The sequence below is a fragment of the Bradyrhizobium sp. BRP22 genome, assembly GCF_020194175.1.
GTDB lineage: Bacteria > Pseudomonadota > Alphaproteobacteria > Rhizobiales > Xanthobacteraceae > Bradyrhizobium.
This window is the reverse complement of record NZ_JADYVX010000029.1, coordinates 25,933-51,481: the sequence shown is the minus strand read 5'-3', so window position 1 is coordinate 51,481 and position 25,549 is coordinate 25,933. Positions and strand designations below refer to the sequence as shown.

The 25,549-nt window shown below is 64.2% G+C and carries 21 protein-coding genes; 9 read left to right on the top strand and 12 right to left on the bottom strand.

Annotation, left to right across the window (positions count from 1 at the left end):
- Position 1: 1 nt before the first annotated feature.
- The gene (locus I6F35_RS28905; RefSeq protein WP_225121049.1) at positions 2-1,375 is read right to left on the bottom strand and encodes an amino acid permease; all 1,374 of its coding nucleotides are present in this window, start codon (positions 1,373-1,375) and stop codon (positions 2-4) included.
- Between the two features lie 355 nt (positions 1,376-1,730).
- On the opposite strand from I6F35_RS28905, the gene I6F35_RS28900 reads away from it, so the two are divergent.
- Positions 1,731-2,966 (top strand): alpha/beta hydrolase, encoded by a 1,236-nt coding sequence (locus I6F35_RS28900; RefSeq protein ID WP_225121106.1) that lies wholly within the window; start codon positions 1,731-1,733, stop codon positions 2,964-2,966.
- 43 nt (positions 2,967-3,009) lie between these two features.
- On the opposite strand, the gene I6F35_RS28895 is transcribed toward I6F35_RS28900, so the two are convergent.
- The 5 genes from I6F35_RS28895 to I6F35_RS28875 form a co-directional block, all read right to left on the bottom strand.
- Positions 3,010-3,777 carry a DeoR/GlpR family DNA-binding transcription regulator gene (locus I6F35_RS28895; RefSeq protein WP_225121048.1) on the bottom strand — a complete coding sequence of 256 codons (768 nt, stop codon included), beginning with the start codon at positions 3,775-3,777 and terminating at the stop codon, positions 3,010-3,012.
- Positions 3,778-3,919: 142 nt separating this feature from the next.
- A complete protein-coding gene (gene pdxA, locus I6F35_RS28890; RefSeq protein ID WP_225121047.1) occupies positions 3,920-4,918 on the bottom strand; it encodes a 4-hydroxythreonine-4-phosphate dehydrogenase PdxA in 999 nt (332 codons plus the stop codon).
- Positions 4,915-6,222, bottom strand: a complete 1,308-nt coding sequence (locus I6F35_RS28885) for a four-carbon acid sugar kinase family protein (protein ID WP_225121046.1) — start codon at positions 6,220-6,222, stop codon at positions 4,915-4,917. Before I6F35_RS28885 ends, pdxA begins: the two co-directional genes overlap by 4 nt.
- Positions 6,223-6,224: 2 nt before the next feature.
- Complete coding sequence (locus tag I6F35_RS28880) at positions 6,225-7,262, bottom strand: 2-keto-3-deoxygluconate permease (RefSeq protein WP_225121045.1); 1,038 nt, start codon at positions 7,260-7,262, stop codon at positions 6,225-6,227.
- A gap of 339 nt (positions 7,263-7,601) precedes the next feature.
- Complete coding sequence (locus tag I6F35_RS28875; protein WP_225121044.1) at positions 7,602-8,771, bottom strand: MFS transporter; 1,170 nt, start codon at positions 8,769-8,771, stop codon at positions 7,602-7,604.
- Between I6F35_RS28875 and I6F35_RS28870 the strand changes: the two genes are divergently transcribed.
- Both I6F35_RS28870 and thrS read left to right on the top strand, forming a co-directional pair.
- Complete coding sequence (locus I6F35_RS28870) at positions 8,707-8,877, top strand: hypothetical protein (RefSeq protein ID WP_225121111.1); 171 nt, start codon at positions 8,707-8,709, stop codon at positions 8,875-8,877. The genes I6F35_RS28875 and I6F35_RS28870 overlap by 65 nt on opposite strands.
- 140 nt (positions 8,878-9,017) lie before the next feature.
- Positions 9,018-11,066 carry a threonine--tRNA ligase gene (gene thrS / locus I6F35_RS28865; RefSeq protein ID WP_225121043.1) on the top strand — a complete coding sequence of 683 codons (2,049 nt, stop codon included), beginning with the start codon at positions 9,018-9,020 and terminating at the stop codon, positions 11,064-11,066.
- 3 nt (positions 11,067-11,069) lie between these two features.
- On the opposite strand, the gene I6F35_RS28860 is transcribed toward thrS, so the two are convergent.
- A complete protein-coding gene (locus tag I6F35_RS28860) occupies positions 11,070-11,978 on the bottom strand; it encodes a hypothetical protein (protein ID WP_225121042.1) in 909 nt (302 codons plus the stop codon).
- A 129-nt stretch (positions 11,979-12,107) separates the two neighbouring features.
- Between I6F35_RS28860 and I6F35_RS28855 the strand changes: the two genes are divergently transcribed.
- The 3 genes from I6F35_RS28855 (at position 12,108) to I6F35_RS28845 (ending at position 15,513) form a co-directional block, all read left to right on the top strand.
- Positions 12,108-14,453 (top strand): YadA-like family protein, encoded by a 2,346-nt coding sequence (locus I6F35_RS28855; RefSeq protein WP_225121041.1) that lies wholly within the window; start codon positions 12,108-12,110, stop codon positions 14,451-14,453.
- A gap of 16 nt (positions 14,454-14,469) precedes the next feature.
- Entirely contained in the window at positions 14,470-14,847 is a 378-nt protein-coding gene (locus tag I6F35_RS28850) for a hypothetical protein (protein ID WP_225121040.1), read from the top strand.
- A gap of 102 nt (positions 14,848-14,949) precedes the next feature.
- Positions 14,950-15,513: a nitroreductase gene (locus tag I6F35_RS28845; RefSeq protein ID WP_225121039.1), complete on the top strand. Its 564-nt coding sequence runs from the start codon at positions 14,950-14,952 to the stop codon at positions 15,511-15,513.
- Between the two features lie 146 nt (positions 15,514-15,659).
- Here the strand turns inward: I6F35_RS28845 and I6F35_RS28840 are convergent, their stop codons facing one another.
- From I6F35_RS28840 to I6F35_RS28830, 3 genes are all read right to left on the bottom strand, one after another.
- The gene (locus I6F35_RS28840) at positions 15,660-16,787 is read right to left on the bottom strand and encodes a lipase family protein (RefSeq protein ID WP_225121038.1); all 1,128 of its coding nucleotides are present in this window, start codon (positions 16,785-16,787) and stop codon (positions 15,660-15,662) included.
- Between the two features lie 189 nt (positions 16,788-16,976).
- Complete coding sequence (locus I6F35_RS28835) at positions 16,977-19,445, bottom strand: EAL domain-containing protein (protein ID WP_225121037.1); 2,469 nt, start codon at positions 19,443-19,445, stop codon at positions 16,977-16,979.
- A gap of 289 nt (positions 19,446-19,734) precedes the next feature.
- Positions 19,735-20,805 carry a hypothetical protein gene (locus tag I6F35_RS28830; protein ID WP_225121036.1) on the bottom strand — a complete coding sequence of 357 codons (1,071 nt, stop codon included), beginning with the start codon at positions 20,803-20,805 and terminating at the stop codon, positions 19,735-19,737.
- Between the two features lie 228 nt (positions 20,806-21,033).
- Between I6F35_RS28830 and I6F35_RS28825 the strand changes: the two genes are divergently transcribed.
- Positions 21,034-22,065 (top strand): patatin-like phospholipase family protein, encoded by a 1,032-nt coding sequence (locus I6F35_RS28825; RefSeq protein WP_225121105.1) that lies wholly within the window; start codon positions 21,034-21,036, stop codon positions 22,063-22,065.
- 4 nt (positions 22,066-22,069) lie between these two features.
- On the opposite strand, the gene I6F35_RS28820 is transcribed toward I6F35_RS28825, so the two are convergent.
- Both I6F35_RS28820 and I6F35_RS28815 read right to left on the bottom strand, forming a co-directional pair.
- Positions 22,070-22,498 (bottom strand): CBS domain-containing protein, encoded by a 429-nt coding sequence (locus I6F35_RS28820; RefSeq protein ID WP_225121035.1) that lies wholly within the window; start codon positions 22,496-22,498, stop codon positions 22,070-22,072.
- A 198-nt stretch (positions 22,499-22,696) separates the two neighbouring features.
- A complete protein-coding gene (locus I6F35_RS28815; RefSeq protein ID WP_225121034.1) occupies positions 22,697-23,494 on the bottom strand; it encodes a rhomboid family intramembrane serine protease in 798 nt (265 codons plus the stop codon).
- A gap of 223 nt (positions 23,495-23,717) precedes the next feature.
- Here I6F35_RS28815 and I6F35_RS28810 point away from each other — a divergent pair, with 223 nt between their 5' ends.
- On the top strand, positions 23,718-23,951 hold the full coding sequence (locus I6F35_RS28810; protein ID WP_225121033.1) for a hypothetical protein: 234 nt from the start codon (positions 23,718-23,720) through the stop codon (positions 23,949-23,951).
- A 459-nt stretch (positions 23,952-24,410) separates the two neighbouring features.
- A complete protein-coding gene (locus I6F35_RS28805; protein ID WP_225121032.1) occupies positions 24,411-25,391 on the top strand; it encodes a tetratricopeptide repeat protein in 981 nt (326 codons plus the stop codon).
- The last annotated feature ends 158 nt before the right edge of the window (positions 25,392-25,549 follow it).

Here is a 25,549-nt window from a genome sequence, read left to right as displayed (position 1 = left end):
CTCATTCGCGACCCGATGCGCCCGAGGTCGCGGGGCCTGCCGCCCCCTTGCGGAAAACGGCGTAGATCAGGAGGCCGGAGAGCATGATCAACGTACCGAGCGCCGACTGCAGTGGGCGGTCGGTCAGGAGATAGTACATCATGAAGCCGGTCACGAGCAGGAAAACCACAGGGGTGACCGGGTATCCCCAGGCACGGTAAGGCCGCGGCAGGTCGGGACGGGTGATGCGCAGCTTGATCACGGCGAGCACTGTGAAGAACGAGCAGAATAGAAGCGCGAACTGGATGAAGTCGAGCACCGCCTCGAAGCTGCGCGTGAACAGCATCAACGTCGCCACTGCAAGCTGGAACAGGATGGCATAGGCCGGCGCGCCGCTGGTCGAGTGGCGCGCGAAGATCCGCAGCGCGGGGATGTCCTCGCCCATGGTCATCATCACGCGCGGGCCGATCCACATCATCGCGCTGATCGAGGAGATCAGCCCGACGCAGATCATCGCGCCGACGATGCGGCCGCCGACCTCGCCGAAGATATAGCTGCCGGAGATGCGGGCCACATCGAGCTGGCCGGCAAGCCTGTCGATGGGCGCGGTATGCAGGAACACCGCGTTCAGCGCAACATAGAGCACGAGGACGATCAGCGTTCCCGACAGCATCGCGCGCGGCAGATTGCGCTCCGGCAGGCGCATCTCGCCGATGATGTAGGTCGCCGCGTTCCAGCCGGAGAACGAATACATCACGAACACCAGGCTGATCGCGAACGGCGCGCTGACGATATGGGAAAGATCGGCCGACGTCGGCGCGAACGAGATCGGCTGCGGCGTCGTGATCAAGTATCCGGCGACAAGGAACGCCACGATCAGCACCACCTTCAGGATGGTCGCGGCCAGTTGGAAGGTCGAGGAATGCTTGACGCCGGTAAGCTGGACGATCGACACCAGCCACACCACGCCGAGCGCGAGCACGAGCGGCGGCGCATCCGGCAGCACCGACTTGCCGTATTCGCCGAACGCCATCGCGGCGAGCGCGACCGGCGCGGCGAAGCCGACCGTCGCCGACACCCAGCCGGCAACGAAACCGAACGCCGGGTGATAGGCGCGGCTGAGGAAATTGTACTCGCCGCTCGAGCGCGGAAACATCGCGCCGAGTTCGCCATAGGAGAACACGCCGCACAGCGCGACGATGCCGCCGACGCTCCACAGCAGGAGGATCGAGAAGCCGGAGGGGATGTCCTTGACCTGGAAGCCGAGGCTGGTGAAAACGCCGACACCGACCATGTCGGCCACCACGATGGCCGTGGCCACCAGGACCGAAACGGTCGAGCCGCTGCCGGGGAGCGAACCGGACCATGCCGCGCTGCCCGTGTGTGATGCCGCCATATCGGACCGTACCTTCAGCGCCACGCGCTTCGACGATTCGGATCGTGCAGGCGGAAAACGGCCAATTCAAGCAACGTTAACAAGCATCTAACTTAAGCCTCAATTCGGGTACTATAGTACCTAGAACTGCCTTCAAACGGCCGATGTCTGTGTAAACACGGAAGCCGGCCCACAATCGCGACACGATTGGATGGTCTTGTTGCTACTTCCGGATGGGGAAGTTTTCCGGAAGCTTAACGTCACCTAAACACCGGTGCGCTCAGATTCGGCATTGGCCGGGAGTTTCGGGGTAAGTGGGTGGATGATCGGGGCTGCGAACCCAACGTTCCAGACGTGTGATCGCGCGGTCCGGGTGATATCCCCGGCCGCGCCGTCACGCCCGCCAAAATCGCGGTGGCGCTGCATCGCCGCCGCCTCGCTGCTGCTACCGCTCGCGACCGTGCTGGGTCAATGCGGCAGAGCGCCCAGCGCATCCGCGCTCGCGGCGAACACGCAAGCCGCTTCCGGCGACACGTTCGTGGATCGCTTCCCGGCACCATCGTTCAAGGAGCGCTTCCCGACCGAGCAGGAAAGTCTCAGGCAACGGCAGGCCGCCGCGCCGGCGCCTGCAGCGGAGCCGCAGCGTCCCGCACCGGTCCGGGTGGCCTCGCTCACGCCCACGCTCAACCTGCCGCGGCCGAGCGAGCGCGAAGAGCTGACCACGCTGGTCAGCATGAAATCCTCGGCCTTCCCCTATTTCGGCACCAATCCGCGCTCGGATGCGCCGTTCCTCAATGTCACGAACGGCAGCCGCAAGGGCCATCGCAGCTATTCGGGCCGCGTCTACTGGCAGGACGAGACCTACAATGACAGCCGCGTGCTGGTGCACGTTCCTGAGAATTTCGACGTCCGCAAGCCGGGCGTGATCGTGGTGTTCTTCCACGGCAATGGCGCCACCCTCGAACGCGACGTGCGCGACCGGCAATTGGTGCCGCAGCAGATCTCGGACTCCGGTGTCAACGCGGTGCTGCTGGCGCCGCAGATGGCGGTCGACGCCGCCGATTCCAGCGCCGGAAAATTCTGGCAGCCGGGCGGCTTCAAACGCTTCCTCGACGAATCCACCTCCCACCTCGCCCGCCTCTCAGGCGATCCCAAATCGGCGGCGGCCTTCGCCAACATGCCCGTCGTGATCGTCGGCTATAGCGGCGGCTTCCTGCCGACCGCCTGGAGCCTCGAGGTTGGGGGCGCCACCAGCCGCGTGCGCGGCGTGGTGCTGCTGGATGCGGTCTATGGCGAGCTCGACAAGTTCGCCTCCTGGATCGAGAACAACCGCACCGGCTTTTTCTTGAGTTCCTACACCCGCCATACCGAGCGGCGTGATCAGGAACTGATGACGATGCTCAGGGACAAGGGCATTCGCGTCCGCGAAAGCATGGACGGGCCGCTGCAGCCCGGCAGCGTCGTATTCGTCCGGACGCCCGACGGCGTCACCCATCGCGACTACGTCACCCAAGCCTGGACGCAGCATCCGGTGAAGGAAGTGCTGGTGAAGATCGCAGGAACCACGTCGCTTGCGCGGATCGCAAGCGGTCCTTCGTCGGCGAGCCGCTAAGTCGATATTTTTCTCCGACCACGCGGAAAATTGCGATGCCGGTTCAGCGAACGCCAGCAACGATCACCCGCGCTCCTGCATCGGCGAGACGCGTGCACTGCTCCTCAGAGGCGCCGACATCAGTCACCAACGTCCAGCGTGGCGGTAGCGGTGCCCACGCCATCTGTTCGGCGCGGCCGAGCTTGCTGGCGTCGGCAAGAACGATGACTTCTTTCGACTGCTGCATCATCAGCGACTTCAGTGCGACCTGCTCCAGATCCGCTTCACACAGGCCACGGCCATTCACCACGCCGTCGGCGCTCATGACGGCGCGGTCCGCGGTCATGCGCCGCAGCGCGTCATTGGCGAGCGGCCCCATGGTGCTCATGCTGGTGGTGCGCAGCGCGCCGCCCAGCACCACAAGCTCTATGGTCGGAGCCTTGGCGAGGAAAGGCAGCAGCGCGAGATTGTTGGTGATGATGCGCAGCCGCCGCTGCTGCAGCAGTCGGCCGAAGGCTGCGACCGTCGAGCCGGCATCGAGAATCAGCGTGTCGCCGTCCTCGATCAGATCGACAGCCGCGCGCGCGATCGCCTGCTTCTGTTTGCCCTGGACCGCAAGGCGCTGCTCGAGCGTCGTCTCGTTCGCATGGCCGGTGAGAATGGCGCCACCATAGGTGCGGCGCACGGCATTGTTCTTGGAAAGATGCTGCAGGTCGCGTCGCACGGTGGAAGCGGAGACGTCGAACCGCCGTGCGAGATCGTCGACATCGATCTCTCCCGCGTTCAGTGCTTCCAACAGACGAGCGTGACGCTCCTTGCTGCGTATCGACATCGGACCTCAGCCCCCAGATTCATTGCCGTCAGCCGAGCTCGACCATGGCCGCTTCGCAGCACGGCCGATCGATACCACGATGCACCGGCCGCGCAATGTAAGCGCTTAACCCGCATCTCGCTCCTCATCCTTGAGGAGCCCCTCAAGCCGCCTTCTTCGGCGCGAGATCGACCGCCTGCCGCAGCGCCTCGATCAGGCTGCGCTCGTCGGCGATGCCCTTGCCCGCGATGTCGAAGGCGGTTCCGTGATCGACCGAGGTGCGGATCACCGGCAGGCCGACAGTGATGTTCACACCGGCTTCCAGCCCCAGCACCTTGATGGGGCCATGGCCCTGATCGTGATACATCGCGACCACCATGTCGTAGTCGCCGCGGCCGGCCAGGAAGAACAGCGTGTCGGCAGGCAGGGGGCCGCGCACGTCCCAGCCCTTGCGCTGACAGGCTTCCACGGCCGGCGTGATCTTCGCGGCTTCCTCGCCGCGACCGAACAACCCGTTCTCGCCGGCATGCGGATTGATGGCGCAGACGCCGATCTTCGGATTGGCGATGCCGGCGCGCACCAGCACGTCATGTCCGCGCGCGATGACACGCTCGACGAGACCGGGCTCGATCTTCTCGATCGCATCGAGCAGGCCGATATGCGTGGTCACGTGAATGACGCGGAGTTTCGGCGACACCAGCATCATCGACACTTCCGGCGTGCCGGTCAGATGCGCGAGGAGCTCGGTATGGCCGGGATATTTGTGGCCGGCCGCATGCAGCGCTTCCTTGGAGAGCGGTGCGGTGCAGATGCCCTGAGCGAGCCCTGCCTGCACCACCTGCACGGCCTTCTCGATGTAACGATAGGCCGCCTCACCTGCCGTCGCCGAAACCTTGCCGAACGGCAGATCGTCCGGCACCAGCTTCAGGTCAACGCACTGCACGGCCTTCGACGCAAAATTCGCCTCCTTCGCGTCGCTCAACGCATCGACCTTAAGCGACACGCCGACGATCTGACCGGCCTTGCGCAGACGGTTGGCGTCGCCGATCACGAGCGCGTTGCAGATCGCCTGCACCTCCGGCTGCGCCAGCGCCTTCATGATCACCTCGGGCCCGATACCGGCCGGATCTCCCATGGTGATCGCAATGGTCGGACGAGTCATATGAAACTTCCTCTGGTTCGGACGGCGCGGAGGCGCTCGCTGATGCGGATGAGGCTGTGCTCGTCACCGAAGGCGCCCGCTTTGGTCGCGATCGGAACGGACAATCGGCCAAGTGTGAGGCCGAGCGACACGCCCGGCTCGATTTCGTCGGCAAGACGGATACCATTGACGCCGAAGCGTGACAGCATCGCCGCGGCGGTTTCGCCGCCGGTCGCAGCAAAGGCGCCGATCGCGGGTGCGACGACCTCCAGAGCGTCAGCGAGACCCTGGGCGAGCTGCGGGCCGAGCGACATGTCGGGGTGATCATCCATCATGATCTCAACCAGTGCATCGCCGCCGCCGGCAAGTCGTTTCATCACGTCCGCGGCAAGCGCCGCCCGGCCGGCACCATCGTTGAGCAGCGTCTCCGGCGCGACCGGGAAATGCGCCACGGTGCCGGTTGCCTCCAGTTCGCGCGCGGCGGTGCGAGACGCGCCGGCGAGCGAGCCCACCACGATCAGCGTGCCGGATGCGCTCGTCGGAATGCGCAGCGGCTCGACGGCATGGCTGACTTCGAGGCCGGCCAGCGCGTGCGCCAGACCGGCGCTGCCGATGAAGAAGGTTGCGGACGATGCATGCAGGCTTGCCTCCGCGATCAAATGCAGATCGCGGTCAGTCTCGGCGTCGCAGGCCGCGACCACATCGCCCTGCCGGGCGAGCCTCGCGAACGTGGCTTTGAGATCGCCGCCACGCACGGCAGCGAGATCGACCTTCTCGCCGCGGATGCCCGCGGTCGCGAGAACGTCGACAAGATCGGCATTCGGATAGGTGTGGTCGCGCCGCCAGACCTCGGCCTCCTCGAGGGGGCGGCCTTTGACCAGGATGCGCCCATCGACGGTGGTGCGGCCGGTGGCCGGAAAGGCCGGCGCGAACACGCCGAAGGCCGGACCCGACCGCGACTTGAGATGCGCAAGCGCTGCGGCAGTCTCCGCTGCAGGTTGCCCCCGCAGCGTCGAATCGATTTTTTTGAAAAGAATACGTCCGGGTTCGCACAGGCGCGCCAGCACATCGGCATGGCGGGCTGCAGCGGCCCCGGCCGAAAGGCCTCGACTAGCTGCGTCGTAGGCGAGGACGGGCAGCCGGTAACCCGACGCGTCGGTCACCTCACCCCACGTCACCGCGGCCGCACGTCCCCTTCTGCCGAAGGCGATCGCGCAGTCCGCGGCACCGGTGAGATCGTCGGCGACGATCAGCCAGCTTTGGCTTGACGCGTTTTCTTGACGCGAACCGGTATCCACTTCGCTCGAAAACGCTTTAGGGGCCATCTTCAGTGAGCTGCCTTGGTGACAGCCGGGCGCGCCGCGGGGGTCATCTTGCCGGCAGAAGCCACGTCCTCTTCTGCGGGCTCCTCGACATCGCGACCAACGACGCGAGCCGTCCAGGCGGTGGCGATCGGCACGAGGATTGCGGTAACCACGACACAGGCTGCGACGAGGATGGTCGCAGGCCGCGCTGCGTCCGTATAGGCCGGATTGGCTGCCGCGACAATCGCCGGGACGGCCGCCGCGTTGCCGGCCGTCGAGGCCGCCGCAACACCGGCGACACCATTCCCGCCAGTGATGCGATCGGCGAAGAACAGCGGGATGCCGGTCACCACCACCACGGCGACTCCCATGCCGAGGCCGAGTAGACCGGCCTGCCAGACCTTCGACAGATCGAGGCCGGCGCCGAGCGCGAAGGCGAAGAACGGGATCATCACAGGCACCGCGCGGCTCAGGAAGTCGCGCATCTCGCGATCGAGATTGCCGATGATCATGCCCACCATCAGAGGCAGGATGGCGCCCACGAGGGTCTGCCAAGGAAATGCCGAGAGGCCGGCGACGCCCAAGGTGATCATGGTGAGGAAGGGACCGCTCTCCAGCGACATGATGGTATAGGCGCCGACGTCACGCGGACGTCCATATTGGCCCATCAACGCCATATAGAGACCGCCATTGGTGTCGTTCATGGCGGCAACGATCGCGAGTGTCGAGACACCCGCGAACATGCCGGCCGCGACCGGCGCTTCTCCCAAAATGCGGCCGAAGATCAGGCCGAGGACAACGGCAACGCCAACCTTCACGATCAGCAGGGTGCCGCCCTTCTTCACAATGTAGGGGGTCGCGCGGAAGTCGATGCTCGCGCCCATGCAAACGTAAAACACCGCGAGAATCGTCAGTGCGCCAGAGAATAGTGCGCCGGTGAAGGAGCCAAAAAACTTCGGGGTATCGGGAAAGAAGGTCGCAATAAGCGCCCCAACCAACAGCGGGACCACCATCATCCCGCCAGGCACCTTCTCGATCGCTCGCTTAATTGGAACCTGCATTTCTGTTTTCTCCCGCGCAATGCGCATATCGGACAATTTTGCGCATTTTTACCAATAAAAACGAGCAAACTCTGGCCATATATGCTCATATCACGCAGCATTCAAGATTTATTGCGCATTTCGCGCAAAGCGTCTCCGCTTATGCCTCTGGCTCGCCGCGTCACATCAAGGAAGCAAAATTCGGATCTGGTTCGCAGTTCACGCCTCGCGAACAGGCGCGCAGACGAACGCGTGCCGATCATCCAACTATCCTGATGCGGCGCTCTCAGCGACGAATGTGTCCGCTTCGGGTCTTGGTTGTGCAAGAACGCTCGGACGCGAGCGGTCTGATTTAGCTTATTACTCCGCCGCCGCGCGACGCGGCCTCGTCAGCACGATGATCATGAGGGCCGACGCGAGGAAAGCCGCGCAGACATAGCCTGTGCCGTGCAGCCAGCCGTGCGCGAACAGCGCGCCGCCAATCGCCGAGCCAATCGCCTGCCCGATATAGAGCACCGAGGTGTTGAGCGATACCGACGCCGATGCAAGCGCCGGCGCCGCCGCAACCAGCCGCACCTGCTGCATCGAATTGGCGGAGGCAAAGCCGAGCCCCCAGAGCGCCACCGAACCGGCCATCAGCGCATAGATGCCTGCGCTCAACGCCCATCCGGAAAGGCCGGTCAGCATCAGCGTGGTGAACAGCACCGACGCGCGATATGGCCCCCAGGAATCGACGATGCGGGTCGCGATCATGACGCCAATGAAGCCGCAGACGCCGTAGATGCCGAACACGAGCCCGATGGCGTTGGGGCCGGCGCCGGTCAATCTTGCAAGCAGCGGTCCCATGAAGGTGAACACCACGAACTGCCCGGCCATCTGCAGCGTCGTGATCGCCAGCAGCACGAGCACCATCCGGTTGCGGCCAAGTTCGACCCAGGTCTTCAGATCGACCGGCGCCCCGAGCAATCCGCACGGCAATCGCCACAACAGCAGCACGCAGCTCACGCCGCCGACCAGCGCGATCGCGCCATAGGCGGCGCGAAAGCCGTAATGGCTCGCGATGAAGGTGATCAGCGGCAATCCGACCGCAGCCGCCAGCGACCAGCCGAGGAAGATGTAGGCGATGGTCGAGCCGCGCCGCTCGGCCGGCACGATCAGCGCGCTCGTGCCGGCCGCCTGCGGCGTATAGAGTGCGCCGATCGCCAGCATGAGAAGGCGAATGAGAAGAAGGCTCACGTAATCAGGCGCAAGCGCAGACGCGAGATTGGTAACCGTAAGCACCGCAAGCGTCACGCCGAGCAAGGTGCGGCGATCGACGCGGCTGGTCAGCCATGCGGTCAGGGGCGAGCCGATGCACAAGACCATCGCACCGAAGGTGATCAGGAGTCCTGCGGCGTGGATCGAGACGTCCAGCGCGCCAGACAGTTCCGGAAGCATCCCCGCCGGCGCCAGCACGGAGCAGCCGGTGACGATGTTTCCAAGCATGAGAGACGTGGGCGCGAAGCGGCCTGTCGCGGGCATCATTTTCATGCAAATGCATGTAAACCAGCCGGGCGAGGAAGAAAAGGCCGCATTTGCAAGCCAAACCTCGGCGGCGGAGATCACGACCGAAGATCTGTTGATACATAGCAATTGAACGTCCTGCGGCCAGAGCGGCCAAGTCAATTCCTCGCCGATTTCTTGATATTGCCGGATTGCGTCGGCGGAATCCCCTGCTATATCGCTGCTTTCCGCTTACCTGCGTTCGTTCGCAGGAGTGAGCTACAGGAGAATGACATGCCCGACGAGCGCAAATCCGAGTCTGGATTCCAGTACAGCATCGCCAATCTCAAGCCCGCCCAGCCGGTCGAGAAAGTCACCCTCACCTTCCCCGACGGGGCGAAATGCGAATTTCCCAGGAATATCACCGGGCTCGATATCGCCCAGGGCATTTCGCCCTCGCTGGCCAAGCGCACCGTGGCGATGGCGCTGGATGGCGTTCTGCATGACCTCAACGATCCCCTCACGGACGACGCGAAGATCGAGCTGATCTCGCGCGACGATAAGCGCGCGCTGGAACTGATCCGGCATGATTGCGCCCATGTGCTGGCGGAAGCCGTGCAGTCGCTGTGGCCGGGCACACAGGTGACGATCGGACCCGTGATCGAGAACGGCTTCTACTACGACTTCTTCCGCAACGAGCCGTTCACCCCGGAAGATTTTGCCGCCATCGAAAAGAAGATGCGCGAGATCATCGCGCGCGACAAACCCTTCACCAAGGAAGTCTGGTCGCGCGAGAAGGCCAAGGAGGTGTTCCGCGACAAGGGCGAGGCGTTCAAGGTCGAACTGGTCGACGCAATTCCCGGCGACGAGCCCATCAAGATCTATTTCCAGGGCGACTGGTTCGATCTCTGCCGCGGTCCCCACATGACCTCGACGGGGAAGATCGGCAACGCCTTCAAATTGATGAAGGTCGCGGGCGCCTATTGGCGCGGCGATTCCAACAATCCGATGCTGACCCGCATCTACGGCACGGCGTTCGCGAAGCAGGACGATCTCGACGCCTACCTGAAGCAGATCGAGGAAGCCGAGAAGCGCGACCACCGCAAGCTCGGCCGCGAGCTCGACCTGTTCCACTTCCAGGAGGAAGGGCCGGGCGTGGTGTTCTGGCACCCGAAGGGCTGGACCATCTTCCAGCAGCTGATCGCCTATATGCGCCGCCGCCTCGCCGGCGACTACCAGGAGGTCAACGCGCCGCAGATCCTCGACAAGGCGCTGTGGGAGACCTCCGGCCATTGGGACTGGTACCGCGAGAACATGTTCGCGGCGCAGTCCGCCGGCGACGAGGCCGAGGACAAGCGGTGGTTCGCGCTGAAGCCGATGAACTGTCCGGGCCATGTGCAGATCTTCAAGCATGGCCTGAAGAGCTACCGCGACCTGCCCTTGCGGCTTGCTGAATTCGGCATCGTGCATCGCTATGAGCCGTCGGGGGCGATGCACGGGCTGATGCGCGTGCGCGGCTTCACCCAGGACGATGCGCATGTGTTCTGCACCGAGGAACAGCTTGCCGACGAGTGCCTGAAGATCAACGACCTGATCCTGTCGACCTATGCCGATTTCGGCTTCGAGGGCGAACTCACGGTCAAACTCTCGACGAGGCCGGAGAAGCGCGTCGGCACCGACGCGATGTGGGACCATGCCGAGCGCGTGATGGCGACCGTGCTGTCGCAGATCGAGGCGCAGGGCCACAACCAGAAGATCAAGACCGCGATCAACCCGGGCGAAGGCGCGTTCTACGGCCCGAAATTCGAATATGTGCTGCGCGACGCCATCGGCCGCGACTGGCAGTGCGGCACCACGCAGGTCGACTTCAACCTGCCGGAACGGTTCGGCGCGTTCTACATCGACCATGACGGCTCGAAGAAGGCGCCGGTGATGGTGCACCGCGCGATCTGCGGCTCGATGGAGCGCTTCATCGGCATCCTGATCGAGCACTTTGCCGGAAACTTCCCGCTGTGGCTGGCGCCGTTGCAGGTGGTCGTCACCACCATCACCTCCGAGGCCGATGAATATGCCAAGCAGGTGGTGGCGGCGGCGCGGCGCGCCGGCCTGCGGGTCGACATCGACCTGCGCAACGAGAAGATCAACTACAAGGTCCGCGAGCATTCGCTGGCCAAGATCCCGGCGCTGCTCGTGGTCGGCAAGAAGGAGGCCGAGACCCATTCGGTCTCAGTCCGCCGGCTCGGCAGCGAGCGCCAGACGGTGATGCCGACGGATGAAGCGCTCGCCGCGCTGGTCGACGAGGCGACGCCGCCGGACATCAAGAGGGCGCGCAGCCTTAGCTAAGTGTCAGCTCACCGGCACCGTCGAGCGCGCGCATCCTGCCAACGCGCGCTCGGCGTCGGCCGCGCCCTCGGCGAAATAGAGGAACAGCCGCGCGAAGAATATCTCGAGGCCGTCGCGCCCGCGCGGCAGGATGGTGACCTCATTGTTAGCCGGCCCGCCGCGGACGAGGAGCTGTTCCGCTTCGGCGTCGCGCAACAGGATCAGCACATGTTTGCGCGACACCGAGAAGGTCGTCGCCAGCGCGTTGATTGAAAGCGTCACCGGCTTGCGCGCGGGAAACGATCCGCCGTCCGCGCCCCCGAGTGCCAGGCTGAACAAGATCAGCATCCCCGCATTGCGCTCGGCAAAAGGCCCAAGGCTTGGGTTGCTGTCGAGCAGACGGAACCCTGCGACGAATTTCTCGCCGAGCGCAAGGATGAGTTGCTTCAGGAAATCAGGCTCATCGATAAGCGCGGTGCGCCAGTGCGCCGCGCGCGGCAGGACGTGCCGCATCGCCCCGTAGTGGCTGCCCCATCGTTCGCGGTGCAGTGCGAATAGTTTCTCGGTCGGCTGCAGCGGGCGACGACGGCGGTCCTGGCTCTGCCCGCTGACAAGGAAACCGCCGACGCGCATCAAGGCCAGCATCGCCTCGCAGCGGCCGCGGCTGCAGAGATCGAGTTGCACGCAGAGATCCTTCATCGCGCCGACGGTCAGGCCCGGCGCGCCATTGTCCGTATTTCGGTAGTGCAGCAGCAGTGCAAGATGCGCGAATACCGACCGCGCGCGATCACCCATCAGCGCGTTGAGCAGCCGATCGCTGCGGTACATCGGGATCAGGCACTGCGCCGCCTCGCGCATCGCGATCGGAAAGCGCGGATGGCTGCGCAACGAGGTAATGGAGTCTTGAGAAAGTGACGGCGCGCGGTCGGGCATTCAATTCGGCAAGCAATTCCAAGCGGACCGAACGGACAGTCCGGCCCATGTATTAACAATCCGCCCAATTTTTCACAATTGCGGCGCCCGCCTTGCTCTCCGAGAGATAGCGCGAGGATTGGGGGTAAAATGTCGCCGGGTGAGGAGGAAAGTATTGGACCTTTGCAGGCCTTCGCCGAGTTTCGGCGGAAGGCCCTGGCGCCAGTCGTCCTCCTCTCGCTGGCCGCGACCGCATGTGCCGCCCTCATGGTTCCCGAATCCGCCCGCGGCCAATCCGCCTGCGACCTGTCTGTCGGTGGCGGCACCGCGTCCGCTTCCGGTGCCTTGGCCTGCGGTGATCAGGCGTCCGCTACAGCTTCAAACAGCACGGCAGTCGGATACCAATCCAGCGCCACGGCGACGAACAGCGTCGCGATCGGCTTTCAGGCGAACGCCACAGGGACCAACGCCTCAGCGATAGGGACAAAGAGCAGCGCCACCGGCAGCGACGCCACCGCCGTGGGTAATTCCAGCAAGGCCAACGCACAGCAAGCGTCTGCGTTTGGCGTCTCGAGCTTCGCGGCAGAACAGGCGTCAGCTTTCGGGGCGTCGAGCAGCGCCACCGGCGTTCAGGCTGCGGCATACGGCTATCTCGCCACTGCCAGCGGTACCGGCTCAACCGCACTGGGTGCCCAATCGCTGGCAAGCGGCTTCTCCAGCATTGCCGTCGGCTCCAATTCCATTGCCGGCGGAGATTACACCCTGGCTATTGGCACCCAGGCACAGGCCGGTACGGGAACTGGACAGGGCGATTCCGTGGCCGTCGGAAACCTGGCCCAGGCCAATGCGACTGCAAGCACCGCTGTGGGCCACGAAGCTCATGCGAATGCTGATGGAGCCACGGTGATGGGCTATCAAGCACAAGCCAATGTCCAGTACTCTACCGCTATCGGGACTTCCGCCGAAACGAGCGCCATCTTGGCAACAGCTCTTGGCTACAACAGCGCAGCCAACGGGAGCAACTCCACCGCGATTGGGGCCAATGCGCAGGCTACCGGCTCGGACAGCAGCGCACTTGGCGCCGGTACGCTGGCGAGCGGCACCAACGCAGCCGCGATCGGCAAGGGCGCACAAGCGACTGCGACCAATGCTGTGGCGTTAGGCACGAATTCGGTCGCCAACACCGACGACACCGTGTCGATCGGCGCGGTCGGCAATGAGCGAAAGCTGGTCAACCTCGCCAGCGGCACGATCTCGTCCGGTTCTACGGATGCCATCAACGGCGGCCAGCTCTACACCGCCAATCAGCGCGTGGCGGCAGCGTTTGGAACCACGCTGGACGGTTCTGGCCAGTTGGTGGCGCCGAGTTATACGATCCTGGGCATAGCCTATAACAACGTGGGCAGTGCGTTCTCTGCAGTGAATACCGCACTGGGAAATACCAACACCAGAGTCAACAATCTGCAGACCCAGATCAACAACGGCACGATCGGACTGGTGCAGCAAAGCTCGTCGGCCGCGCCCATCACTGTCGGCGCCGGCACAGCCGGCACAGTCGTGGACGTTTCGGGGACCTCGGGCAATCGTACCGTCACGGGCGTCGCCGCTGGCGCCGTGACCGCCACCAGCACCGATGCGGTCAACGGCAGCCAGCTCTACGCCACTAACCAGAGCGTGGCCGCTTTGAGCGGTCAGGTCGCAACCAACACGAGCGACATCGCGTCGATCAATTCGACGATCGCAGGCCTGTCCGCAACAACCCAGTACATGAAGGTGAATAGCTCGGGCGCGGCGGCCAATGCATCCGGAACCAATGCTATTGCGCTCGGCAGCAGCGCCCAGGCGACGCAAGCCGGCGCGATAGCGATCGGATTCAACTCTTCGTCGACCGGCACCAACGCCATCGCCATCGGCACGGGTGCAGTGGCAACAGGCTCGATCGCGGTCGGCGCGGCCGCTTCCGCCGGCAATGGCGGCGCGGCGTTTGGCGACGGCGCCGTGGCAACCGGCGCGAATTCCGCCGCCCTCGGGACCAATGCATCCGCCACCGCCGCCAATTCGGTCGCAATCGGGTCAGGTTCGACCAACAACGCCGCCAACACGGTATCCTTCGGCTCAACCGGCAATGAGCGGCGGCTGACCAATGTTGCCGCTGGTGTCAATCCAAGTGACGCCGTCAATGTCGGTCAGCTGCAGTCGGCCGTCGCCGGCTTCCAGTCGCAGCTGGGAGGATTGCAGAACCAGATCATCGGCAACCAGCGTGAGGCGAGGCGCGGCATCGTCGCCGCGGTCGCGACCGCGCCGGTGTTGATGCCGTCGGCGCCAGGCAAGACCACGGTCGCGGTCAACACCGGCTATTATCGCGGTGAGACAGGCGTCGGCATCGGCATTTCGCACCGGCTCAACATCGGTGTTCCGACCGTGGTCTATGGCGGCTATTCCAATGGCGGCGGCAACGAACATATTGGGCGCGCCGGTATGGCGGTGGAGTTCTAGCTGGTCTAGAAGCGGCATGCTTTCAACCCATTGCGCCGCCAGGCGGCCCCGCTTCCCCTCCTGTCCTCTCGTCACACTGCTCGCTCTCGCGCTGCCGCACAGCGCACTCGCGCAGCAGCAACAGCCGGTTCAACCTGCGCCACCGCAATACCAGCAATCGCCGGAATGGGGGAAGTTGCCCAGGATGGTGTTGGAGCGGCAGTTTGCCGGACCCTTGCAGGATACCGTGATCCAGCGCCTGCGCGATCCCGTCGACGGAACCATCTGCTATCTCTATCTGCCGATCTCGGCGCCGCATTCGCCAACCACCGCGACAGGCTTCGTTCAGTATGGGCCTAACATCATCGGCAGCATCAATTGCCTGACGCCGCGCGCGGCCGGTGGAAAGCGTTAGCCCGCGCTCACAATCGGTCTAAACTGGCTTTCACTCGTCTCGTGGCCTGCCTATCTCCATGGTAGCTAAACGTTTCCTTTGTTCCGACGAAAGAAGACAAGAGTGCCCGACGCTATTGAACTCCTGAAGACCCGCCGCTCGGTCAAGCCGCGCGAGATGACGGGACCCGGTCCCTCGCCGGCCGAGCTCGAGACCATCCTGACGATCGGCGCGCGGGTGCCTGATCACGGCAAGCTCGCGCCGTGGCGCTTCATCGTGTTCGAAGGCGAGGCGCGCAACCGCGCCGGCGACGTGATCGCGAGCGTGTTCGCAAAGAAGAACCCGGGCGCGCCGGCGGGCGATGTCGAGGTCGAGAAGCGGCGGCTTACCGATGCGCCGCTGGTGATCGGCATCGTCAGCTTCACCAAGCCGCATCCGAAGGTGCCGCCGTGGGAGCAGGAACTCTCGGCTGGCGCCAGCGCCATGAACATCCTCACCGCCGCGACCGCGCTCGGCTATGGCGCGTGCTGGCTCACCGGCTGGTTCGTGTTCGACCGCGATGTGCTGGACGGTCTTGGCCTGAAGCCCGACGAGAAGCTCGTCGGGTTCATCCATATCGGCAAGCCGACCCGGCCGAGCGAAGACCGCCCGCGGCCTGTGCTGTCGGATATCGTGACGCGGTTCTGACATTGGTTCTCCACCTCCCCCGCCTGCGGGGAAGGTCGGCGCGTAGCGCCGGGTGAGGGCTCTCTCCACTCGGGGAGTCCCAATGCGGAGATACCCTCACCCCAGCCCTCTCGGGGGAGGGAGCGCAGTATCCATAGCGGACGCAGTCAGAACGACTTGCGTGTACAGCCGTCCGGCAGGGGCTGGTTGGCGAAGCGTGCCGCGGTCCATGCTACCAGCGGCTCCTCGAGCGGCGAGCCCGGCTGCACCATGCCGTGGTCCAGCCCCGCGAAAGTCCAATATTCGAGCCGCTGGCCGGCGGCGCAGCGCTCCTTGACATAGGTTGCGGTCGCCGCCGGCGGGACGACGTCATCCTCGGCTCCTTGCGCGATCACCACAGGCGCCGGAATCTGATGATCGGCGCTGTTCTGCGCCAGCCTCGCGGAAAGCGCCGCGTTGCTGCGTATGGCCAATGCAGGCCCTTCGAAGGTCGTGGTGAGCGCCGCCGCCCGCAGCGGCTCCTCCGCCGGCAGGAAGCCGCACAGCCCAGCGATCTCGCGCGCGGCCGCGAGCGCCTCGGGACGGACGGCCTGCTCGAACGTAATGTCGGGATAGAAGCGGCTATAGGATTGCGCGACATAGGGGCCGAGCCGCTTGTCGATCCCCTGGTTCATGGCAAGGATGTTCCGCACATTCGCACCCGGCGCGATCGCCGCAACGCCTGCGATCTCGATCTCCGGCGCGTAGCGTGGAGCGACGATGCCCGTCCACAACGCCGCATGCCCGCCCTGCGAATGCCCCCACACCACGGTGCGCGCATCGAGCGTGAGCTCGGACATCTGCCGCGCGGCGCGCACCGAATCGAGCGCGGCGCGTGCCTCGCCTTCGCCGATGAGATAGGGATGCGGGCCGCCCTTCTCGGCGAATGAGTAGTCCGTCGCGACGATGACCCAGCCCGCGCTGATGATCCGATCGAGTGCGGGAATGCCCAAGGTCGGGGCCGATATCAGCGAAGGCATGCATTTCTGTTGCAGGCCAGTCGTGCCATGCTCCCAGGCAATCAAGGGACGTGGACCCGCGGGCGGATCGATCGGCGCAAACACGGTCGCGACGGCGGTCGCACGCGTGGTGTCGTTCACCGTGGTCGTATAGAGGATGCGCCAGCCCTGCATGCCGGCCGGCAGTGTTACGTTCCGAAGCGGCTCGCTGCGCAGCAACGCGCCCGGCCTATCCGGCACTTGCGCCGGCGGATCATAGAACGCATCGGGCGGCCGCACCGTGACGCCGGCAAACATGTCCTGTACGGCCTTCGCGGAATCCGATTGAGCGGAAACTTCGCTTGGCCTGCAGACGGCGCCCGCAAGCACAAGGAGCAACACGGCGAACCGAAGCAAACGGCGTCCTGGGATGATGGTCATGGCCGCGCCCCAATATCGCCGCGAGCCGACAAATTTGGGGCGGAGACGGTCACGCCGCAAACGGCGTCAGGCGGCCCTCGATGCGCGCCCGGCAAACGCGGCCAATAGCGTTGCGATTTCGGCCGCTGGCCGCGCCGCGCTGAACAGGAAACCCTGCACCTCGTTGCAGCCTTCGGCGCGCAGCCAGTCGAGCTGATCGACCGTCTCCACGCCCTCGGCCGTGGTGGTGATGTTCAGGCTGCGGCCGAGGCCGGAGATCGCGCGCACGATCGCCACGCAGTCGGTGCGGCGCGCCAGATCCTTGACGAAGGAGCGGTCGATCTTGATCTTGTCGAATGGAAAGCTGCGCAGATAACTCAGGCTGGAATAGCCGGTGCCGAAATCGTCCATGGAGATGCTGACGCCGAGCTCGCGGAGCTGATGCAGGATTGCGAGATTGGCCTCGGTCTCGGCAAGGAACACCGATTCCGTGATCTCGAGCTCGAGCCGCCGCGGCGACAGGCCAGAATGCGCCAGCGCCGAGATCACCGCCTGCACCAGATTGCGGCTGCGGAACTGCACTGGCGACAGGTTGACGGCGACCTTGATCTCGTCCGGCCATTTCATCGCTTCCGAGCAGGCCTCGCGCAGCACCCATTCGCCAAGCTGGACGATCAGGCCGATGTCTTCGGCGACCGGCACGAACTCGGCCGGCGAGATCATGCCTTTCTCCGGATGGCGCCAGCGCAACAGCGATTCGAAGCCGCTGATCTTGTCGGTGGCGATGTCGACCAGCGGCTGGTAGTGCAGCTCGAATTCGCCATTGGCGAAGGCGTGGCGCAGGTCGCGCTCGAGATCGCGACGCTTCTGCGCCTGGCGGTCCATCTCGTGCTCGAAGAAACGATGCACGCCGCCGCCGTCCGACTTGGCGCGATAGAGCGCCATGTCGGCGTTGCGCATCAGTTCTTCCGAGCTGGTGCCGTCGCCCGGCGACAGCGCAATGCCGACGCTCGCGCCGACCACCACCTCGATGCCGTCGATGTCGTAGCGCGCGCTCAGCGTCTCGATCAGGCGCTCGGCGAAATCGCTGGCCTCGTTCGGCGTGACGTCGGCGAGCACGATCGCGAATTCATCGCCGCCGAGCCGCGCGGCCAGATTGTCGCCTGTGATGTCGGCCGTGAGCCGCTCGGCGACCTGCTTCAGGAGCCGATCGCCCATCGCATGACCGAAGGAGTCGTTGACGTTCTTGAACAGGTCGAGGTCGACGCACAGCACGGCGACGCGCTTATTACCCGGCTTGCCTCGCTGCAGCGCCTCGCGCAGGCGGTCCTGGAAGAAATCGCGGTTCGCCAGATTGGTCAGGCCGTCATGATGGGCCATGTAGGCGATGCGGGCCTCGGCCTTGCGCCGCTCGGTGATATCGACCAGGGCCACGAGGTAACCGTCCCGGCCATCGAAGGAAACGCGGCGGCCGAAGGTCAGCACGTGGATTTCGCTGCCGTCCGCCTTGATGTGCCGCCAGTCGCGGCTGGAATGGTAGACGTCGCCGAGCTCCTGCAGCGCCTTGCTGTGGGGCGCCCATTCGTCCTCCGGCCAGATCTCGCGCAGCTTCATGCGCAGGAATTTCTCGCGCGAGTAGCCGTAGTGCTGGACCGCCGCGTCGTTGACGCCGAGGAATTCCATCGTGCCGGCGTCGAACACCCACATCGGCATCGGGTTGTTCTCGAACAGCAGGCGGAACGAGACTTCGCGCCGCTTCAGCGCCGTGACATCTGACAAGGTCAGCGACAGCATGTCGCCAAACGCCGTGACGGCGAGCCGCAGGCAACGGTCCTCGCTCTCGATCTCGAATTGCGTTCCGCTGGTCGTGTGCACGGTGTCGCGCAGCCGCTCGGTCACCTCGGCGCTGCAGAGCAGGTTTCCGCCTGCGCTGAGCCTCTGCCACAGCAGTTCGTGTCCGGACCGCTTCAAGAGCTTTGCTGCGCCCTGGTTGAGATGGACGATCTGGAAATCGAACGGCTCGCCGCGTGGATCGCGAATGGCCGCCAGCGACAGCACGCCTTCATCGGTCGCCGCGAAAATCGTGTCGAGCAGATTGTACTGGGCGCCGCGTTCATTGACATAGGCGCCGATCAGCGTGCCGCCCCAGCGCGAGGCGGTCGGCAGCGCCAGCACGTCATAGGTGCGGACCAGGCCGTCGCGTACGCAATGCGCGGTGGCAAGATAGGGCCGGTCATTGAGAACTGCGTTGGCGGCGGCTTCGCCGAGCGCGGTCGCGCAATCCGGCGGCAGCTCATTCAGCATCACGTCCCAGCGGTCGTCATTCAGCCATTGCTGGATGTAGCGGCCGGGCTGCGACACGCCGAGCGCGCCGCCTCTCTCCTTGAGCAGGACGATGTGATCGGCGAGTCGGCCCAGGCTGCCGAGCATCACGTCCTCATAGCGGGGCAACCGATCGCCCGGACGCAATGCTGCCTGCCATTTGCGCTTGAGGATCGGGACGTCGCCGAACATTTCTGGATTGAATTTTCCCGACGACTTCTTCGTCGCAGTCATGACGCGCCCCGAACAACCAGATCATGGTCCGACGAAGTTCGGATCACGACCTCAATTCACCTTCGAGCATGATCGCGGCGCAAACGCTTGCCCGCTTGTCGCGAGGGAAAACCGGCTTCCCCGTCCGATTTCATGCTCCAGTCCCCGCCCGCATCCAAATCAGGCTCGCTTAAAGCAATGTAAAGATTGCGCACGCGACGGGACGCCGGCGCCATTATGACAGTTTTAAGTCAGGTCTTGGTTAGTGCGCGTTAGAGACTATGACGGTCGCTGAAGATTTTACGCGCGTCTAGCGCGCGACGACTTCGACCTCGCCGTCGACGCCGTTGACGACGTTGAAGGGTCGCTCGAACACCTTGCCTTCGTTCTTGGCGATGGCGCGGTATTCGCCCTCGGAGAGCACGACGCGGGGGAATGCGCCGATCGATTCCTTGATCACGTCGCCGGCCGGCGTGATCACCGACCATGCGGTGTTCGCCAGCGCCTCGCCGCCTTTTTCGCTGACAAGCTTCAGCGTGATGACGGCTGCGCGATGGCTGACGGTGACGTCGGTGAGCTTGCCGGCCTGGACACGGATGTCGGAACGCACCACCGAATTGGCGTCGCCATAATTGGAGATGATGTAATAAGTCCCCTCCGGCAACAGCGCGACATCGCCGGCGGCGACGTTCGGGATCAGGGCGTTGCGGTCCGATCCATCGAACTGGCTGCCCTTGTAGATCGCGAAGGAAATCTGGTTCGGCGGAATTTTGCTGGAGCCGACCCGGCCTTCGATCCGCAAGCCGCCGGCCGGCAGGATGAAGGATTCGCGGTCGGTCTCCGACTTCAGGCTCACGGCACGCACCGCGCTGACCAGGCCGAGCGCCACATGGACCACGTAATTGCCCGGCGGCAGCACGATGTTGGGCGTGGCGCCGCGGTCCTCGCGGATCAGCTTGAAGGTACCGTTATCGTCGGGCTTGTCGGCGAAGACCCGCCATACCAGGCCATTGTTGATGACCGGCAGATCCTTGCCATAACGGGCGGTCAGCGACAGCACCGCCTGGCCCGCGGTCGAGGGGGTTCCCGACGGTGGCGGCCCCGCTGGCGGGGTCGTGGCGATCGAGGGCTGCATGATGGTCGGTTGGGTCAATGGCGCCGGCAGACTTGGTGCCGAGCCCTGCCCAGAGGGCGGCGCCAGGTTGATTGCGGGTCCGGGACCGGGAACCGCGGCCGGCGGAACCGGGGGCGGCCGCTCACCAAACCATTGCGCCGAAACGGCGGTCGGCACCGCCAAAACCAGGGCTATGGCAAGCAAAACCGCCGGGAGAAGCAGCAAGCCCCGCCCGCATCGTCCGATGCGATCGCCCCAAACAGTCATGGAACGATGCTTTTCACCGAAAACGCGGCAAATTCAAGCCTCCGCAGCCTTGCAGGGTTGCAGTTTACGGAACCCAGGCTCCCCACCTGCCGGTCGCGCTCAAGTCACAATCCCTCCCTAGCCCTCTCCTGTTAGGGCATAAACCATGCATGCGAACGACTCTGGCGGCGCCTCGTCGCGGAGCCTAATCTTGCGCCGGCAGGAGAAATCAGAGTGTTGGATAGCTGGATGGGCCGCGGCCAGAAAAGCGCCGATGGCTCCGACAAGCTAGGTCTTGGCGCGCAGCGCCGGCCCGTGATCGGGCTGGCCCTGGGCGGCGGCGCTGCGCGCGGCTTTGCCCATATCGGAATCGTCAAGACGCTGATCGCCCACGGCATCATTCCGAACGTCGTGGTCGGCACGTCGATCGGTGCCGTGGTCGGCGGCGCCTACGCGGCCGGCCATCTCGATACGCTGGAGGCTTGGGCGCGCAGCCTGCAGCCGCGCAACATCCTCGGCTATCTCGATATTCGCCTGAACGGCTCGGGCCTGATCGGGGGCGCCAAGCTTGCCGCCGAGCTCGAGGCCTCAATCGGCCAGACCCAGATCGAAGACCTTCCGGTAAAATTTGCAAGCGTCGCCACCGAGGTGCGCACCGGCCACGAGATCTGGCTGACCCATGGCCGCGTCGTCGATGCGATGCGCGCCTCCTACGCGCTGCCCGGCATCTTCGCCCCGGTCCTGGTCGGCGACCGCTGGCTGGTGGACGGCGCGCTGGTCAATCCGGTGCCGGTGTCGGCGGCGCGCGCGTTCGGCGCGGAGATCGTGATCGCCGCCAATCTTTCCAGCGACGTGTTCACCCATTCCACGACGATCTATTCGCACGGCCAGCCGACCGAGGTGACCGTTGTGCCCGAAGCCGTTCCGGATCCCGTCCCGCCGAAGCGACGCTTCGGCAAGTTCTTCTCGGCCGAGCGCACCATGAAGCGGGAATTCTTCGGCAGCAGCACGCGGCCGGGTATCTCGACCGTGATGGTTGACGCCTTCAACATCATGCAGGATCGCATCACCCGCGCGCGGCTCGCCGGCGATCCACCGGACCTCCTGATCTCGCCGCGCGTCGGCAAGATCGGCTGGTTCGATTTCCATCGTTCGGACGAGCTGATCGCGCATGGCGTGCGCGCCGCCGAGCGCGCGATCGAGTCGATCCAGGAAGCAATCGACATCCTGGTGCCGCCGGCGACGACCACCGGCGCAGTCCCCGACGCGACCAAGGAATAGGACGTCAGGCCGTCTTGATGTAGTCGCGCAGCGCTTCCTGCTCGGCCTCGTATTCCTGCACCCGGCGCTTGACGATGTCGCCGATCGAGATCAGGCCGACCACGCGATCGTCCTCGACCACGGGCAGATGGCGGAATTTTCCGAGCGTCATCATTTCCATGATGCCGGCGACGGTGTCGGATGGCCGGCAACTGACCACCTTGCGCGTCATCACCGCGCTGACGGGCTCATCGAGCACGCCGGCTCCCTGTTCGCCGAGCACGCGCACAATGTCGCGCTCCGACAGGATGCCCTCGATGCGGCCCTGGTTCATCACCAGCACGGCGCCGATCTTGCGGTCGCCGAGCGTCTTGATCGCATCGGTCAAGGTGACGTCCGGCGGGACACTCGTAATGTGATGGCCCTTGGTATCAAGAATGGAACGTACCGTCATTGCCGCCTCCTGAATCTCCGCCGCGCCTCGACGAGGAGACGTGACATCGTTCGCGAGTCTTCAATCAACAGTTCCGCGCGGTTTGGTTTACGGCGCGGCGGGCAACAAGCGCGGCCATCGTGCAGCGCAAGAGGCGGCAGCTTGCGTCACAACTTTCAACTAATGATGGATGAAATCGCCCTGTCCCGCAAGCGGCGATCAGACGCGGTCCGGCCCGTCAGGCGACAACGCATCTGCAGCATGAGGGCGTTCCCGCGGCACCGGATCGAACAGCGAGAACAGCACGAGCCCGGCCAGAAAGCCGCCGATATGCGCCTGCCAGGCGACGCTGGCGCCGTCGGCTCCGATCGCGATAGAGCCGATGCCGAAGATGATGTTGACGCCGAACCAGATCGCGAGAAAAGCGAGCACGCGGCCATCGCGCAGCGCGCGCGACAGCGACAGCGCCGGCACCTTTGCCGCCGCCTCCGCATCGCCGCGGCTGAAGGAGAGAAAGCTGCCCTTGACGAAGGCGAAGCGGATCGCCGCCGCCATGGTGCCGGAGACGGACGCGGATGCACCAATCATCGGCGCGATCGCATGCTCATGGGTCAGGAGATGCGCGAGCGCGCCGGCCGCCGCCGTGACCGCCATGAACAGATAGAATCGCAAGGCCCCGAACCGCCGCGCCAGGGCGCTGCCGAAGGGCAACAGCCACAGCACGTTGAAGACGATGTGGGTGAGATTGGCGTGCAGCAACGAGTAGGTGACGAAGCTCCAGACTTTGGCGCCTTCGCCGCCGGGAAAGGTGATGTTGAGCAGCGTGGAATCGTAGCGCTTCGGAATGAAGCCGAAGACATCGATGGTCCAGTTGTCCCACTCCGGCGGCAGCAGCACGCGCAAATGGATCACCGCAATCAGCGCGATGTAGGCCGTCAGCGCCGCGGGCAAGGTGAGGATCGGCTCGTGCGGACGATCCGGCGGCGCATCTTGCGGAGGTTCAAACTGCGATTCCAAGTGACTGATGACCTTAGCGCGGCGCGGACGGGCGATCAGCCCAGATAGGCGGCTTTGGCCGCTTTGTGCAAGTGCACAAGCAACAAAGAAAGAATAAGCGCGGGCCCTGAGAATGCTAACCCGCCATTGATATTGCTCAGGAATTTGTAGCCAACGACCACCAAAACCCCGCTGAAACCCACCGAACAAAACGAGATTTGTCCAACGGAAAGGCTATCCAGCCATGACCGGCTTTTACAACAAACCGCAACCGAAATGGGACTGGCGGTCCTACCTGACCGAAGAGGAGCGCGAGACCATCGAGAAAGCCGATGCCGCGAAACGAGAATGGCAAAAATTGAACAACTCGCGCGCCGGGATCATCAACCGGACGACACAGCGGGCGAAGGCCGCGCGGCCTTCCCCTACGTCTATTTCTGAAAGCGACACGACCGCAAAGGGCAGTTCTGCCGCGTGACCGCGCGGGGCAGGATGAATAGCATCTGCGCCGAGTTCGAGGACGGCTTTAAGATGATCACCAGCGGCAATGCGATCAGGAAGCGGAATGAGCAGGTAAGTATCCCCCGGCCACAGACTACACGAACGAGCTGTTCTATCGCGGCGGGCCAGAGCCGAAAGATATCCGACGCGAGGATGCGCTACCGGTAAAGGAGACGTTCGAGCGCGTATTGCGCGAGGGGTATGCAGCGGGCCAGCGGAGCACGATTTAGGGCGTGTACTCATAAATGTCGGCTCACTAAAGTAAAGCGGAAGTCACCCACCTCGAAGCGTAGCTTGTAACCCGAAGCGGAAATTGGCTCCGCCGCATAACACGCTTGATGCGCGTTGGGGTCTTTAAGTTGCGCGTTTTCAATTCATCGTTCGTCAACCGAAAAGTCTCGCGGTCTGTTTACCAGCCGCGTTTAGACTTTCGCCCATGACGGGCCGCCGCTGGATCATTGTTGCTATTGTTGCGATCATATTCATGATCGTGGTGACATCCATGATCGTGGTGACACCGATCATTCTGCGCTCTGCCCTGCATTTCTGGCACCAACGGCAAATCGCAAACCTCTTGAGTGGGCCTGCGCCCAGCTATGAGGTCCTTCCGTCCGACGATCCGTTGGCGGCCCTTCATAAGCGGGCCCGTCAGGCCGAGCGCGCGCGCGACTACCAGCGCACCGTTGACCTCTACACTCAAGGACTGGAAGATGTGTCCTACAGCGCCAAGGTCCGGCGCAACCTGCTGCGCGAGCGTGCCTTTGCATACGAGAATTTGAGACAATACGACCGCGCGGAGGCCGACTACAATGAGGCCTTGCAGATCGAGCCGCTTGATCCCGACTTCTATGCCAAGCGCGGTTTCTATTTTTCCCGCCGCGGACGCTACCACGAAGCGCTGGCCGACTTCCGCAAGGGTGGCGGACTTGTTCCGACCGACGGCAGTTTTCCCTTCGGTGAGGGCGAAGTCTACGGCAAACTCGGCCAGCATGAAAAGGCCGTCGAACGCTACACCGAAGCGATCCGGCGGAACGCGGGGGTCACGAGCTACTACCGCCAGCGTGGCAGTGCGTACAACTCTCTCGGCAAATTCAAAGAGGCCAAGACCGACTACGACAAGGCTCTGGCTCTCGGCTATTATCCAATCCCGGCCCCGCGCGAAACTGCCGATGCCAATCTCGGACGCGGCTATGCATCGTGGCACCTCGGTCGCTACCAGGACGCAACTGACGATTTCAACGCGGTGTTGAAGGTCATGCCGCGATCAAGCAGCGCGCTCGCGTGGCGCGGCACAGCCTACCAGAGCCTTGGCAAACGTCCTGAAGCGGTTGCCGACTACAAGGCGGCACTGGCGATTGATCCAAAGAATGAGAGCGCTCTGAGGAACCTCAAGTCGTTGGGCGTGCCACCGCCCTAAGCTGTGATACTATGCGGTCCGGCTCGCCTCTCCAACTTCTCTCCTGGGCGCGGGCGGAGCCAACTCACTCAAAGAAGCGAAATCGTTTGTCTTGTTTAACGTCAGGTTGGCCCCTCTGCGACCTCGGAGGCCATCCGCTCTTCGGTCGATGCTGGCGG

What these genes read in the sequence shown, in the direction of transcription:
- I6F35_RS28905 (WP_225121049.1), bottom strand. Translation starts at nt 1,375, where the DNA reads ATGGCGGCATCACACACGGGCAGCGCGGCATGGTCCGGTTCGCTCCCC.
- I6F35_RS28895 (WP_225121048.1), bottom strand. Translation starts at nt 3,777, where the DNA reads ATGTCGATACGCAGCAAGGAGCGTCACGCTCGTCTGTTGGAAGCACTG.
- pdxA (WP_225121047.1), bottom strand. Translation starts at nt 4,918, where the DNA reads ATGACTCGTCCGACCATTGCGATCACCATGGGAGATCCGGCCGGTATC.
- I6F35_RS28885 (WP_225121046.1), bottom strand. Translation starts at nt 6,222, where the DNA reads ATGGCCCCTAAAGCGTTTTCGAGCGAAGTGGATACCGGTTCGCGTCAA.
- I6F35_RS28880 (WP_225121045.1), bottom strand. Translation starts at nt 7,262, where the DNA reads ATGCAGGTTCCAATTAAGCGAGCGATCGAGAAGGTGCCTGGCGGGATG.
- I6F35_RS28875 (WP_225121044.1), bottom strand. Translation starts at nt 8,771, where the DNA reads ATGAAAATGATGCCCGCGACAGGCCGCTTCGCGCCCACGTCTCTCATG.
- thrS (WP_225121043.1), top strand. Translation starts at nt 9,018, where the DNA reads ATGCCCGACGAGCGCAAATCCGAGTCTGGATTCCAGTACAGCATCGCC.
- I6F35_RS28860 (WP_225121042.1), bottom strand. Translation starts at nt 11,978, where the DNA reads ATGCCCGACCGCGCGCCGTCACTTTCTCAAGACTCCATTACCTCGTTG.
- I6F35_RS28855 (WP_225121041.1), top strand. Translation starts at nt 12,108, where the DNA reads ATGTCGCCGGGTGAGGAGGAAAGTATTGGACCTTTGCAGGCCTTCGCC.
- I6F35_RS28850 (WP_225121040.1), top strand. Translation starts at nt 14,470, where the DNA reads ATGCTTTCAACCCATTGCGCCGCCAGGCGGCCCCGCTTCCCCTCCTGT.
- I6F35_RS28840 (WP_225121038.1), bottom strand. Translation starts at nt 16,787, where the DNA reads ATGTTTGCCGGCGTCACGGTGCGGCCGCCCGATGCGTTCTATGATCCG.
- I6F35_RS28835 (WP_225121037.1), bottom strand. Translation starts at nt 19,445, where the DNA reads ATGACTGCGACGAAGAAGTCGTCGGGAAAATTCAATCCAGAAATGTTC.
- I6F35_RS28830 (WP_225121036.1), bottom strand. Translation starts at nt 20,805, where the DNA reads ATGACTGTTTGGGGCGATCGCATCGGACGATGCGGGCGGGGCTTGCTG.
- I6F35_RS28825 (WP_225121105.1), top strand. Translation starts at nt 21,034, where the DNA reads ATGGGCCGCGGCCAGAAAAGCGCCGATGGCTCCGACAAGCTAGGTCTT.
- I6F35_RS28820 (WP_225121035.1), bottom strand. Translation starts at nt 22,498, where the DNA reads ATGACGGTACGTTCCATTCTTGATACCAAGGGCCATCACATTACGAGT.
- I6F35_RS28810 (WP_225121033.1), top strand. Translation starts at nt 23,718, where the DNA reads ATGACCGGCTTTTACAACAAACCGCAACCGAAATGGGACTGGCGGTCC.
- I6F35_RS28805 (WP_225121032.1), top strand. Translation starts at nt 24,411, where the DNA reads ATGACGGGCCGCCGCTGGATCATTGTTGCTATTGTTGCGATCATATTC.